Origin of the sequence: Pseudoalteromonas sp. A25 (assembly GCF_009176705.1) — a bacterium.
Classification (GTDB): Bacteria; Pseudomonadota; Gammaproteobacteria; order Enterobacterales; family Alteromonadaceae; genus Pseudoalteromonas.
Genome location: NZ_AP021846.1, coordinates 1,518,155 through 1,532,042, shown reverse-complemented (window position 1 = coordinate 1,532,042; position 13,888 = coordinate 1,518,155). Strand labels below are relative to the sequence as shown.

At 41.8% G+C, this 13,888-nt stretch carries 11 protein-coding genes; 2 read left to right on the top strand and 9 right to left on the bottom strand.

The genetic code is table 11. The features are described 5' to 3' along the window. Positions 1-10: 10 nt before the first annotated feature. The 4 genes from GDK41_RS06605 to GDK41_RS06590 form a co-directional block, all read right to left on the bottom strand. Positions 11-1,087 (bottom strand): hypothetical protein, encoded by a 1,077-nt coding sequence (locus GDK41_RS06605; RefSeq protein WP_152085662.1) that lies wholly within the window; start codon positions 1,085-1,087, stop codon positions 11-13. A gap of 273 nt (positions 1,088-1,360) precedes the next feature. After that, positions 1,361-2,425: a hypothetical protein gene (locus GDK41_RS06600; RefSeq protein WP_152085661.1), complete on the bottom strand. Its 1,065-nt coding sequence runs from the start codon at positions 2,423-2,425 to the stop codon at positions 1,361-1,363. Positions 2,426-2,640: 215 nt separating this feature from the next. After that, positions 2,641-3,546, bottom strand: coding sequence for a hypothetical protein (locus GDK41_RS06595; RefSeq protein ID WP_152085660.1), 906 nt, complete (start codon positions 3,544-3,546; stop codon positions 2,641-2,643). A 128-nt stretch (positions 3,547-3,674) separates the two neighbouring features. After that, positions 3,675-4,100: a MarR family winged helix-turn-helix transcriptional regulator gene (locus GDK41_RS06590; protein ID WP_152087531.1), complete on the bottom strand. Its 426-nt coding sequence runs from the start codon at positions 4,098-4,100 to the stop codon at positions 3,675-3,677. Positions 4,101-4,202: 102 nt separating this feature from the next. On the opposite strand from GDK41_RS06590, the gene GDK41_RS06585 reads away from it, so the two are divergent. Both GDK41_RS06585 and GDK41_RS06580 read left to right on the top strand, forming a co-directional pair. Next, a complete protein-coding gene (locus tag GDK41_RS06585) occupies positions 4,203-4,631 on the top strand; it encodes an organic hydroperoxide resistance protein (RefSeq protein WP_152085659.1) in 429 nt (142 codons plus the stop codon). A gap of 485 nt (positions 4,632-5,116) precedes the next feature. After that, positions 5,117-7,480: a TonB-dependent receptor gene (locus GDK41_RS06580; RefSeq protein ID WP_152085658.1), complete on the top strand. Its 2,364-nt coding sequence runs from the start codon at positions 5,117-5,119 to the stop codon at positions 7,478-7,480. A gap of 72 nt (positions 7,481-7,552) precedes the next feature. Here the strand turns inward: GDK41_RS06580 and GDK41_RS06575 are convergent, their stop codons facing one another. From GDK41_RS06575 to GDK41_RS06555, 5 genes are all read right to left on the bottom strand, one after another. After that, a complete protein-coding gene (locus GDK41_RS06575) occupies positions 7,553-10,234 on the bottom strand; it encodes a DUF349 domain-containing protein (RefSeq protein WP_152085657.1) in 2,682 nt (893 codons plus the stop codon). After that, a complete protein-coding gene (locus GDK41_RS06570) occupies positions 10,224-10,505 on the bottom strand; it encodes a YeaC family protein (protein WP_152085656.1) in 282 nt (93 codons plus the stop codon). Before GDK41_RS06570 ends, GDK41_RS06575 begins: the two co-directional genes overlap by 11 nt. 2 nt (positions 10,506-10,507) lie before the next feature. After that, the gene (locus GDK41_RS06565) at positions 10,508-10,834 is read right to left on the bottom strand and encodes a hypothetical protein (RefSeq protein ID WP_152085655.1); all 327 of its coding nucleotides are present in this window, start codon (positions 10,832-10,834) and stop codon (positions 10,508-10,510) included. Between the two features lie 77 nt (positions 10,835-10,911). Then, complete coding sequence (locus GDK41_RS06560; protein ID WP_152085654.1) at positions 10,912-12,642, bottom strand: alanine/glycine:cation symporter family protein; 1,731 nt, start codon at positions 12,640-12,642, stop codon at positions 10,912-10,914. Between the two features lie 64 nt (positions 12,643-12,706). Then, entirely contained in the window at positions 12,707-13,834 is a 1,128-nt protein-coding gene (locus GDK41_RS06555) for a M14 family metallopeptidase (protein ID WP_152085653.1), read from the bottom strand. Between the last annotated feature and the right edge of the window lie 54 nt (positions 13,835-13,888).

The following is a 13,888-nucleotide window of genomic DNA, read 5'->3' as shown; positions in this document are numbered from 1 at the left end:
CGAGTAACTTTTAGGGTAATACGTTATTGATTAACTCAGAAACACTGACTCTGTCTGAGTTTTGCACATAACGATATTTTTCTTTGAATATCCAAAAACCTTTAGTTTTATCATAGGTTTGATAACCAACATTGCGCCCCGCTACATTGATATTGTTTTGTGCAACGGTTACTTTGCCGTAATTTTGCGCTTTACGAATGTTACTGTGCGTATAGCCATCAGCCATGATTAGTGGGTAGTGATATGGCATAAAGCCACTGACTGCATTACTTTGCGTTTCGACTAAGCCGTCCATTGCAATTTGCGATGAACAACTACCAAACCTGGCGGCTTTACTGGCCCCGCACGCAGAGTGAGATGATACAACACCATCGTGATCACCCTTTAAAAACAACCCTGTAAGACCATAATAGTCGTTCGAGTTTGCAACAAAGCGTAAACGCGGCGCTCGGCTATCAGGCAAAGGTGACAACTTTCTAGCATTATTTACTTTTAGGTCGTTAAGTACCCCAACCGCTTCAACTGTAGTTCTGCCAAGCCACGCCTTGAGCACTTCTTCAACTATGGCGTCCCACAAACTGCCGCCCGTTAACGCACTAACCGCTGTATCGGCCAGCTCACTACCACCGCCGGCACCAGCAACGTCAAACGTTGCCACAATATTTAATGGTCTAAGCCCTGCATTTTCTAGCCAATTTGCTTGATTATCAATCAAATAACGAGCGACTAGGTCTCCTGTTGAATGCGTCAGTAGCACGCAACCAGGTTCACATAAATTGGATTCAGAAAACTGCTTTAGCTTTGGCCACAGCCACTGCGACGCAATCTTTCCTTCAATCCGTTCATAGGAGGGCCAATCAATCCGTTCATCAGCTTTGGTGCCCCAATAAGCAGACCAATAAGACTCACCATCGCTAACAACATTGGTGCCATTAGGGTTAAGCAATTGACTAGGTTGGAAACCATGGATAAGGATCGTTTTGTAGTCACCACTGTAGGCTGTAAAGCTAGTCAATGTACAAATTACCAAAGCGCCCAAAGATTGAGCGAGCTTTTTTGCGCCCCACTTGCTGCATTGTGTTTTCATTTAAACTCCTGAGCTTATCATTGTTATTAATTTAGCACTCAGACATCAGACCTCGTATCACTGAGTAATCTCAGTATGTTTAATAAACACACAAAACTCAACATTTAATTTACAAGTTTATTTGATTTGTGAACTAAGTTTTGACCCTTTTACAACTTAATCCACTTCACGGCGTTTTTGCGACACCCCATTAAATCTAAAAATTATCTTTAAAAAACAGTAAAGCATAGCCCTGGTTACGTCGTTTTATCTATAGCTTGTAATAAGAACACGCTATAGTTCACCACTTTTTGCTAGTTGACGTAAAAACTCTATACTTTGCCGTTCTTTAGCAGATGCTTGGTAAGGTAGCTGCTGCAAGCTATCATATGAAAAGTCGTCAATGGCATACGATGTCACATCACTCGTACCATATATGCTTGGCTCTGCGGGGCTCGGTGACATGCGCTCTATAACAAAGCCAGACAATAGCATTTGAGAAACGTGTGGACGTAGCACTGACCAATGCGCCTGCAAAGATACGGTTTGTAAGCCTTTTGATAATTTTTGCTTGCTCACTAAGTGGGCTAATGGTTGCTTAGAGGCCGTTAAAAGGTTCGCCCTCAAGCGGTAGGTGCCTGGATTTGTTACCTGTAAACTAACATCAATGACCATGTTATCAGCTCTTGCATACACACTGTCGACAGAGACCACCTTTGCGCTGGGTTGCATGTATTGAAACTGTGCAACTAATGGTACTTCTTTATTATCGAGCTTTGCCATAGCTATGATCTGTATATTTCTGGGTAACTTTTTGCTCCCCTTAAAGCGTGTTTCAAAAGGGACTTGCATCAAAGTTGTTGCGGCGTATTGCTGCTGCGTATCCACATCTACCAAACTTAGCTCAACTTGCTTTAACTGAGGTCCGGTTATTTGCACAACAATATCTTCGGGGTAAACATGGCGATATTTTGAAAGCTTTAGACTTAGCGGTTGCCCACTTCCCTCTATCACACTGCTAACTGGGTAAAAGTAATTAGGCTTTAATCTGTCTTCATCATGAATAGATAGTGGCTGTGAGTATGGCGGGTATGCCAACGCAGCTTCATACTGTGCAGCAACATGTTGAGCTGCTTCACTTAACTGAGTGGTAATTTGCATAGAAGCCTGCGCTGTTTCTAATTCTTTTTTAGCTGTTGGTGATTCAACTGGTTTTAATTGCTGAGGTTTTGCTAGATTCTCCTTCGCAACCTCCTTTTGTAACTGCTCGCCCTTATCTGTTTGCTTACTATCAGTAACGAGCCAAACAACGAAAACACAGACAACAGCACATAACATCATCATTCGCTTTTTATTCATTCTTCTTTCACTCCGTTGTCTAAGAACTTAATGAAAAACAATTGCTAAGCAATGTAATTCATATTAGACCTCTTACCACTAAGGTAAACTAGTATGTATAAAAAGCAAACGGCATTCAACTACAATCACTATAAACGAATTTCTGACTATTTAGCTCATCATAAAAAGTAGCTCAATTAGATTGAGCTACTTTTAAAACACCATACGCAGCTTTCTCAGCACTTCCAAGTTATAGAACAGCCGCCATCATCACAGTGACCACTTTCACGCACGCAGCGAGGGCTAGAACCTCCTCCGTTACCGCGTACCGATATATTTAAAAACCTTAAGTAGTCTTCAATCGCGCGCATATTCACTGTGTTTCTATTAAACTGAAAGCCTTTTGCGTTGTAATTGCTAGTTGGGATCCGCTCTCCATCAGCAGTCTGCGCGTTTTTTGTCGTTGTAGTTTTTAGAATTAGGCCCTTCTGTAAATGCCTAGCTGTCTGAATCTGAACTTCCAGTGAGCTACCATCAGCAAAAATTATTGAAGTATACACACTCGCACCAAGAGAAGAGGCGGCCGACATTACAGGGCTATTTACACTAATTTGTAAATTGCCTGCAAGTTGCACTAAAGCCGTATTCAACTGCAATAAGGCGGACTCAAAAGATGATAGATCATTATTAATGACATGATATACGTAGCTATTGAAGCCTGCAGAATCTTTCAAAGCAATTGAGGCACTTACATATGAACTATCATTCGGCAATCGAATGCTGCCGTTCAAACTTTCTCTTAAGCCAGTCATTGCACCTTGCACTGTTCTTGCTGATGACTCAGCACTTTGCTCGATTGCATCATAAACTTTTGTTACCGCCACTGTTGCAAATAACATGCGAGGTCCCGGGTCTCTAGGCCCTCCAGGGTGGCTTACATCGACTTGATAAGCTTGATAATTTGCACCAGTAAAATCCATCACGCTGATTAAGTGACGGCCATCGTTTTTGGTTTGCGCATAGCGCTTAAGCTTGCTTTGCATCTCGCTATCTGCACATCCATTGCATGAGATTACATCCCGAGCAAAAGAGTGAAAAGAGACAAAGCAAAGAAGGAATAACACCGATATTACGACTTTCATTAAATGATCCTTTTTAAATAGTTAAGGTAATTCAATCCTGTTCACAAAAGACAAATACCACTAAACTCGTTCAAATCCGTGAACAGGCAAAAATTAACAACAAAAAAACAAAATGCAACTTTTTAACCTCATTGGTCTAACAATTTATCTAACAACTGGGTGAGCATCTTAAATTCTTCTGCCGTCACGCGCTCATAACTACAACGAATTTGGCTTGGAATGTTCATCGCTTTGGCGCGCAAAGCGTCTCCTTCTGCTGTCAACTTTACCCATTTTTTACGCTTATCGTCTTTATCTTTCACGATATCTAGTAGAGATTTGGCCACCATTTTTTTCAAAATCAAGGTCATTGCCCCGCCATCTATGGCGGTTTTTTCAAGTAACTGCGCAATCGTTAGCTTTTTGTGCTCCCACATCGCCATCATGACGACATACTGCGGATAAGTGAGGTCGATAGCCTCTAACAAGGGCCGGTAACTTCGCACAACACTATTCGAAGCCATATAAAGCCTGTGACATAGTTGGTTTTCTAGTTTTAACTGCTCTTCAATCATGATGTTCACCTCTACCGCTATTTTATTTTGCACGCAAAGTATTTGCAAACATATTTATTTTGAATATACTTTGCATGCAAACTAAACTATTTGGAGAACATTTTGAATCAATTACAATCTATCGCTTACTCAGCACATGCAACCGCAACTGGCGGTCGTGAAGGCACCGCTAAATCAAATGATGGTCGTTTAGATGTTAAGCTTTCAACGCCAAAAGGCTTAGGTGGTGACGATGGCCAAGGGACTAACCCTGAGCAATTATTTGCAGCAGGCTATGCCGCTTGCTTTATTGGTGCGCTTAAATTTGTGGCAGGCCAAAATAAACAATCACTACCCACCGATACAACCATTGACTCACAAGTCGATATTGGCCCTATCGAAGGTGGATTTGGTATTGCGGTAAAACTGGCTGTATCTATACCCAATATGAGCAAAGAAGATGCACAACAGCTTGTCGATAAAGCGCATCAGGTATGCCCTTACTCAAACGCAACTCGTGGCAATATTACCATCGAGCTAGCAGTAAAATAATGCTGTCAACTTAAAGCTAGACTTTTGATACCTTGTATTCACACACAAGGTATCAAGCATGAAGTGACCTCCGTAATGAGTACAAAAAACAAGCTATTTACACACCACTTTTGCCCGTTTTTCATTATCATACCTACTTTTCAACTATTTAACCTCAGCTGCACATAAGAGAATTTGTCCAATAAAGCTATTTCACTCACTCTCTTCGTTATTTTCATTTGTAATAGCTCGCTATTACTTCACGAAAATGCCTTGATAGTGAGCGAAATATCGTCATTGGATATTGAAGGGGTTGCAATGTCTCTCTTCTGAGCTATCAAAACTCTTATCCGCAGCTGAGGTTATTTAAGCTCACTATCGTACGCTATAAGTTATTTTCTGCCGCCCTTGTTAACAAAATAATAGCAAAATGGTATTGTTGATATTTAGTTACTAACGTAATCTACTGCGCGCAATAACAATTTAGTTCCGAAAAAGGAAATTACATGAATAATAATAACTTGCTGAGAAAAAGCATGATCAGTACCGCCGTTTTCAGCTCTCTTTATTTATTACCTACTGCAGCAATGGCTGATACAAGTACCATAAAACAAGATAGTTTAGAGGTAATAACGGTTACTTCTCGTAAAAAAGTAGAATCAATACTCGAAATACCCATGAGTGTTTCAGCGGTGTCGGCTGCTGAAATGAGTAACCGAAACTATTTAGATGCAAGCGATATTTATCGCACACTTGCCGGTGCTGCTGCCCCTAGAAACCAGCTTATTCTGCGTGGCCTAAGTGGAGGTAGCGATACCACCCCCGATACAACCGCCACTTTTACTGATGATATCCCCTATGAATTTACCAACTTAGCAGACGTTGAGCGCATAGAGATCCTGCGCGGTCCTCAAGGTACTTTATATGGCTCAAATGCCATTGGCGGCACCATACGTGTTATTACCAATAAACCTCGCCTAGATGAGTTCGAGCTATTTGGCACTATGCAAGGTGCAGCAGAAAAAGACGTTGATGGATTTGATAGTAGCATGTCTTTAGGTGTTAATATTCCACTGCTCTCTAACACCCTAGCTATGCGTATTAATGGTAACATTACCAATGATATGCGCCCTATGGTCAACAAAGCCACTGGGCAACAAAGCGAGAAAAAAACCAGCTTCATCCGTACCCAATTGTTGTGGCAGCCACAAGATGGTACCACCATTAACTTTGCGTACGTGAGAGACGAGCGAAACCCACAAGGCGAGACACTAGGCGACACCTCAAAGCCTGGGGGTTATTACAGCCTAAACTATAAAGATGACCCCAGTGCAAAATATGGTTACGAGGTATCACATCAATGGAACGACTGCGATCCTAATTGGGGGCGCGTGCGTTGTGTGCAAGGCAGTGAATTTGTAACCGGAGCAGTTGATAAATATTCTATTTACGAAACCTTCGACTTCTGGGAAGAAGAGCAGTTCGACTTATTTTCTGTTGCTATTAACGTTGATAATATCGCAGATATAGCATCGTTATCTTACACTGGCTCCTATCGAGAATATGAAACTCACTCTCTTAATGATTGGTCACGTCTGGATGCAGCAGACATGTTCAAAACGTGGATCGTCAATCATGATGAATACGATAGAACGACCCATGAGCTGAGATTACAAAACCTAGATTTAAACAGCCCACTAAATTGGACTGTTGGATTTTTCTATGACAAAACGACAGAGCCAAATACACCCGATTATCAGTGGCAGTATCTAGAACTGGGCGAGCAAGTATCTGCCGCAGCACAGTATTGGTGGGGTGTTGATGCACGCCAAATGGGCATTGATAAGTTTGGCGACCCCGCTAAAATTTGGAACCTGCGCCGTTACAGTACTTGGGAAGAAGAGCAAGCACTTTTTGCAGACATCAGTTACACGTTTCAAACACAAGATTTGGGTGAATTTGAGCTAAATGCTGGGCTACGTCGTTTTGATTTAGAAGATTATAGCCACACCGAAACAGAAGGTGTGTGGTCTGAGCGCGTATCGTTAACTCAAGGTCAAGAAGATGGCAACCGCTATAAGTTTAGCGCGTCTTGGCGACCAGAAAAGCATTACTCAGTGTATGCACTTTATTCAGAAGGCTACCGCCCGGGTGGTAACAATGGTCCGCTCGCGCAAGCATGTGTGGACGATCCTAAGGCTGGCAATCGCAAAGACAGATACACATCCGATTCTATCGACAACTATGAACTAGGTGTTAAGGCATCTTTATTTGACGGTCGCTTTAGCTTTAGCTCAGCGGTTTATCATATTGACTGGACAAATATTAAAACCAGCATTTATATGAATACTTGTGGCTTTAGTTACACAGCGAATGCAGGAGCTGCGCAATCTCGTGGCCTTGAGTTTGAGTCAAAAGCAAACTTAACGGATGACCTATCGCTTATTTTTAATGCTTCTTATACTAAGTCAGAACTTACCGAAGATAATGCGTCAATTCAGGGGAAAAAAGGCGATGAGATGACTTTGGTACCTAAATACAATGCCTATGTTGCGTTAGACAAAGAGTTTGAGTTCAACGGACGCCCGGCGTTTATTCGCGCCGATATGAGTGCTTATGGTAAATATCAAACTCACTTTGATACTAAAGATGGCGACCGAGTGCCGGGCTATGAAGTGTTTAACCTTTCTGCTCGTTATGAGGTAAATGACAACGTAAAAATAAGCGTGCATTTAAACAACGTTTTTAATAATGATGCAATTAAATACCAAAACGAGAGAAGCCGAAACGACAGTGCGACAGCTCAAAAATATATCGAGTTTTTGCCAGGTAGAACTTTAGCAGTACGTTTAGATTATATTTTCTTCTAAAATCCAATTAGATGGATTGCAGACAATAAAAATCCGATGCATGGCATCGGATTTTTTCATCTTTAACGTCATTTATCTTTTTAAAACTCTGAGCAATCTATCGCTGTCAATTTCACCGCTACAAGCGCGCAAATATTCTGTTAAGCACTGCTCAAAACTCACTTGTTCACCTTGTAGTTTTGCATCTAACAAAGCCACTTGCTCAACCATTCGTTGCGATTTAAATGGCTCTGGGGTGTCGATATCAGCGAGAATTTCAAGGCGTAATAGTAACTGCTGAGCATTCAACTCACTCGTCTCACCAGCTTGTAACCACTGCTGCGCTACCTCAGTACCCTGCTCTAACGCGTCAATTAAATCATCATATTTTTGCTGATCTTTTTTAGCGACAAGCTTTTGCTGATGTTGAGCAATTTTATCAGCCAACCCTGTTTGTAACTTTTTCATACTAGGTAATAATTGCAGCGCAGACACTTCGTTGGCTAGCTGCTCTAGTTGTGATGCTGATAAATCATTATTTAGCCTTGAAGCCAACGCATCCAATTGTGCTTGTTGCTCTGTCTCTTGCTCAGATTCTTGCTGCTTTTGTAGTTCAAATTGTTCACTACGCTTGGCAAAAACAGCATCGTTATGCGCCCTAAAGTTTTGCCAAAGGGTGTGCTCTTGTTTAGAGCCAGCAAAGCCAATGCTCTGCCATTGCTTTTGTAAGGCTTTAAGCTGCTCACACGCCTGTGCTAAATCATCAGACTCAAGCTGCTGCTGAGCTTGGTCTACTAACTGTTGCTTTAGCTCTGCATTGCTCTTATGGTAAGACTTCAATCGCTCATTAACACCATTGTAATGCGTTTTATACTCAGCATTCAGTGCTTTATAAACGGCCCCATCAACACTGCCCGATGAGCGCCATTGTTTTAAGAGTCGATTAAATTGGCCTTCAAACTGGCGCCAATCAAAATCCCCGGCTTGTGTATCCTCTGCAGCAAGTGTTTTCATTTGCGCAATAATTTGCTCTCTAGCTTGTTTTGCTTGTTCACGTTGCTGCTCTTGCTGGGCAAAAAACTCGCGGCACGGTGCAAACAAACGCTCAATTTTTTCATCAAATTGCGCCGCTTGCGATTTTTCTTCCTCCGTGTCGATACGCCCTAATTCGTTCCAACGAACGCGCAGCAGTTTCACATCTTTAGCGCGCTGTTTAGGGTCAACGTCTGTCTCAGCAAGTTTTTCATCAAGCTGAGCCAATAGTTCTGCACGCTTTGGCGTTGCCGCATATTTTTGCCAGTCTCGAACTTCTGTTAGCGCTTCGTTTAAGCTGGTGTGAAGTTTTTCTAACTGTTGCTGATTACTTTCCGTAAGCTTTTCATAATGCTCTAAAAAGCCATTAAACACACCAAAAGCTACATTAAAGCGACCTTGTTCAATCAACCTTTGTACGTCTTTTCCTTTGCGCCTTGCCTGCTTAAGATGACTTTGCTGCTCTTCAAGTAAAGGCGCCATGTCTTTTTTAAATTGCTTGCTGAGTTCATTTAAACGGTTTGACGCTTGTTGATGTAAATTTTGAGGTAGCTGTCGCAACAAGGATTTACACAGATCATAAGCTGCCTTTTGCTTAACTAAAGTGTCATCTAGCAGTGCCAGTTCTGAGGTTGCAGGCACTTGCTCCAGTGACGTTAAAGCCTGCTGCATTGCTTCATTGGCGCTGATAAGCTCTGGCAGCTGGTCCAGTTGTCGTTGTAACCGTGATACTTGGTTTTGCAGCGAAACAAACTCTGGTGAGGTGCTAAATTCGCTGCCTACCATCTGCTGATTTAAATCAGTAAGTTGTGCTGCTATATGTTGATTTTTAGCGTCATCTAAAGCTACAACCGCATCTGCAAGCTGCTGTTCTAAATCGCCCATAGCCAAGTGAAAATGTGCAACGGCAGTTTCTTTTGCTTGTTTGGCTTGTACTTTTGCTTGGTGCGTTTCAAAATCACTTTGCAGTTTTTCTAAATGCGTAGTTAGCTTTTGATTAATGCGTGCAAATTTCTCATCAATAAGCTGAATTTCTTCTTCACATAGCCATTTTAATTCAATTTTTTGCCACTCTAGCAACAGCTCTTTTGAGTGCTCATCAACCAACCGATAATCCGTTTTCTCTCTTAGCGCATTAAGTTTCGCTAGCACCATTTTCGTCTGCTGCTGAACTTGCTTAGGCATCTCTTTTGCCAGTCGTTGCTGCTCGAGTCGATTTTCAATTTGGCTAAGCGCACTGCCCACAGCACTTTTAAGTACAGGCTTGTCTAGTTGATATTGCTCAATCAGAGGTAATAGTGCAAGCTGCATCGGCTCATCACCTTCTTTAAACGCTCGCTCTATTAATTTTGCATTCGCTAAACGTTTAAGTAGCTTCACCCTAACTTGAATGTCTTTTTCTGAGAATGCGAGCTTTTCTAACAACTTTGCTGATGCATGCTTATCGATATATTCGCTGCGGATATCCTCTGCTAACGCATCACTCTTGTTAAGTACCGCACTTGTTATCTGCTGTTCAGCGAGCTCTTTTAAATTTTGATCTTGTTTATACGCTTGCCACCATAGTACCAAGTCATTAACTTTATGCAGTGCTTTTTTGCGGATCTCCGCTGAGCTGTCTTGCAGCGCCAACACGTGTAAGGCCTCTGCATCTTTGCCGCTATCAAGTTTATCAACTGCCGCTAGGCGTACTGCCGTTTTAGGGTGCTTCCATTTAGGAGTAAATAGGTGTTTAAAGATCATTTTCGCTGAACCTAGCTATTTCGTTTTGAGATTTAAATTCTTGTTGTAACTCGCGTTTGGACTTTTGAACCATTTCTCCACGCTCATTAATCGTAAATTGCTCGTCACTTTTAGCGACCTTAGACTGATATAACATGACTAGTTGCAACGTCTGCGCTTTTTGAGCTTCACTCAGTGCTGTACCATCAGGCCATTTACCAGTAGAGGCCCCATATTGCAAACGCTCAAACACCTCTGGTGTAATGCTATTGACCAAATTATCTATATTCATCGCTACTTTTTCTTTTTCAAGTAAATCAAAACTACACGGTTAACCAAATACCACACGCACCCTATAGCAATAGCGCCTTGCGCAGCCATCATTTGTAAAGAGTCCGGCTCCGGTTGACGCCAATACATATATAAAAAACCACCTAAAAATAGAATTAACGCCAAAAACGAGTGATTCATAAATTTTTGCTGTTTATTGATACGCTGTTTTATTGCCAGACGTTCAATTTGCTCTGCTGTCATCTCTTTTAACTGCAGTTGGCAATGCGGGCAGGCAGTACTTTTATTTGAAATAGATTTGCTGCAACCGGGACATTGTACAATTGCCATAAATAACTCTCCAAATGCTACAAAAAAGCGCCCAATATGGGCGCTATTTTACTTGTTTTCTAATCGAATGTCTTTGTTCAATTCGACTCGTTTACACGCATGCTGTTTTTATCGTCACCTTTGTTGGTACTCAGCTCTTTATTGCCATGTTCACTATTAAATTTTTTCCAGTAATCATCTACAGATTCTTTCATTTCTTTTCGTAGTAAGAATATACCGAATAGGTTTGGTAGCGTCATAACCACGATCGCGACCGCTGCTAATTTCCAGACTAAGGTGGTATCTGCAAAAGACGCCCAAAAGAAGCCTGCTACATAAAAAACGCGATACGGCATTACTGAACGACTGCCTAACAGATAAATCATCGCTCGGTCACCATAATATGACCATGCAATCGCAGTTGAAAATGCAAACATCAACAAACCGATTGATACAATGTATTGGCCGTTGTCACCGAAAAACCCTCGCGTAAAGGCTTTGGTGGTTAGCTCAGCCGAATGAACCAGCGATTTACCTCGAACACTGATACTCTCATCAACCAACTTACCGTTTGTTACTTCTACTGTGCCAGTATAAACATGGCGCTCAGTAATACCAAAGCGGATATCCTCGCCAATAGAGCGAGAGTGAAGGATCGTAAAGTCATTATCAAGTGCTCTACCTTTTGCAACTTCAATACTGCCGTTATATAACTCTACTGAATGCTCCTTGCCGCCATTAAGGTATTGATACAACGCCTGTCTTTGCTGCTCGTTGTCTTCACTATACTGACCTTGAATAATAGTCATAGATGAACGTTCAAACTGGGTATCAAACTTTTCTGACCATACCCCTGAAGATAAAATCACTAAACCAGTTAGTGTACAGATGATGATAGTATCGATAAAAGGTTCAAGGATAGAAACCATCCCTTCTGACACTGGCTCGTCAGCTTTTGCAGAAGCGTGCGCAATCGGTGCAGAACCTTGACCCGCTTCATTCGAGAATAGGCCTCTGTTTACACCTCGGTTAAATGCGTACGCAAATGACGCACCTAAGAACCCACCAGCTGCAGCTGAGCCACTCATAGCATTGGTAAACACAGCCGCAAATGATGGACCAATATTTTCAATGTTGTACAAGATAACAGCTAGTGCACCAACGATATACACAGCCGCCATCAGTGGCACAATACGAGATGTAATGGCAGCAATACGTTTAATGCCACCCAAAATAACCAAAGCTAATAGCACTGATAGCACACCACCAGTATGCCAAGGCTCAATGCCAAATGTCGCTTCCATACCTTGTGCAATGTTATTTATTTGCGGCAAACTACCCGTACCAAATGAGCTGATCACGGTTGCTATAGCAAACAAGATGGCAAGCCATTTCATATTTAGGCGACGATCCATGTAATACATTGGTCCACCCGCCATTGTGCCGTCATCTGTTTTTACACGATATTTATGCGACAATGTCACTTCTACGAACTTAGTGGTCATACCAAAAAACGCAGTCATCCACATCCAAAATAATGCTGCAGGACCACCAATAGATATAGCCAAAGCCACGCCACCAATATTACCAGTGCCCACTGTACCCGACAGCGCAGTAGCTAAAGCTTGAAAGTGAGTCGTGTCTCCTTCATAGCCTTTTTTATCAAACTTACCGGTAACGACTTTACACGCATGTTTGAAATATCTAACTTGAGGGAATTTAAGGTATATCGTGAAAAATAACCCCACCCCTAGTAATACATATGGGAACCAAGCGGAACCCCCTAAAATGCTGTCTAGAAAATCTAGAAACTGTCCGAATGCATCCACGACTCGTCCTCTTATTGTTATACGTAAAAAGCAACCGTACTCGGTTGCTTCTTTATTTTGTTTATTATCTTAACTTATCAACCACACTAACAATAGCAGCTAGTGTATCTTGTCCAAACTGGTAAGAGCGTCGGTCTGACCAGCCATAATACGGATCAGGCAAGTTCGCATTATCTTTAAACGGCATTTCTACCGTGTAAGCTAACGCTTTAAATGTCTCACCTACGGCGTTAGATGCAACAGTTAGGTTTGCTTCCCCAGGTGCATCTTTATCATACCCAAATTCATCTTGAAACTCTGGTGTGATGGTTAATAAAGCCGCCTTAAAGTCATCTTCTAAGCCTTTAATTCGCTCATCATAACTTGGGTTACCTTCTCCACCTGCAACAAAGTTATATGGAAGTGCTTCATCACCATGAATATCTAAATACATATCTAGGCCAGTTTCACGCATTTTATTAAATACATGAAACACCTCAGGAGATTTTTCTAAACTAGGTGTTTGCCACTCTCGGTTTAAGTTAATACCAGCAGCGTTGGTGCGTAAATGTCCTCGAACACTGCCATCTGGATTCATATTTGGCACCACATGGAAAACTGCTTTAGCTAACAGTGCTGCGCTATGTGGGTCTTCGTCATCCAGTAATTTATGAAGTAAGCCTTCAACAAACCATTCTGCCATTGTTTCGCCTGGGTGTTGGCGTGCAGTTATCCAGATATGTTTTTTATCATCACTCGGCTCACCGATTGTTAGCACGCTAATATCGCGCCCATCCAAAGTTTCGCCCAACGTTTCGATTTCACATACATCATGACTTTGTGCCCAATATAGCAAATCCAAATGGCGTTCATAACTGTACGGTGTAAAGTAGGCGAAATAGGTGTGAGCATATTCAGGTTCAAAATCAATGACTAAACTGCCATTTTCGAACCGGCTCGGTACTCGAAACCAGGTTTGGCGGTCATATGAAGCAACGGCATGATAATCATCCCACCCTTCTGGATAGGCAGATTTATCTAACCCATTAATGTGCATTTTATGTGATAAAAATGGCGTACTTTCTAGGCGAAAGTGAAACCACTGAAAAAAATCTGATTCGTTGTCTTTATTAATTTCTAGTTGGATATCAAGTGGTTCACTAATTGACACGACTTTAATATTACCACTATCAAAATTACTGGAGATCTTCATTATGTACCTTTCTATTTCGTCCCTTGTAAATTTAAGAGAGTACTTAGCTGTTAT

Coding starts and splice junctions, on each gene's coding strand:
- GDK41_RS06565 (WP_152085655.1), bottom strand. CDS start 10,834: ATGGCAATTGTACAATGTCCCGGTTGCAGCAAATCTATTTCAAATAAA.
- GDK41_RS06570 (WP_152085656.1), bottom strand. CDS start 10,505: ATGAATATAGATAATTTGGTCAATAGCATTACACCAGAGGTGTTTGAG.
- GDK41_RS06605 (WP_152085662.1), bottom strand. CDS start 1,087: ATGAAAACACAATGCAGCAAGTGGGGCGCAAAAAAGCTCGCTCAATCT.
- GDK41_RS06580 (WP_152085658.1), top strand. CDS start 5,117: ATGAATAATAATAACTTGCTGAGAAAAAGCATGATCAGTACCGCCGTT.
- GDK41_RS06555 (WP_152085653.1), bottom strand. CDS start 13,834: ATGAAGATCTCCAGTAATTTTGATAGTGGTAATATTAAAGTCGTGTCA.
- GDK41_RS06590 (WP_152087531.1), bottom strand. CDS start 4,100: ATGATTGAAGAGCAGTTAAAACTAGAAAACCAACTATGTCACAGGCTT.
- GDK41_RS06575 (WP_152085657.1), bottom strand. CDS start 10,234: ATGATCTTTAAACACCTATTTACTCCTAAATGGAAGCACCCTAAAACG.
- GDK41_RS06600 (WP_152085661.1), bottom strand. CDS start 2,425: ATGAATAAAAAGCGAATGATGATGTTATGTGCTGTTGTCTGTGTTTTC.
- GDK41_RS06595 (WP_152085660.1), bottom strand. CDS start 3,546: ATGAAAGTCGTAATATCGGTGTTATTCCTTCTTTGCTTTGTCTCTTTT.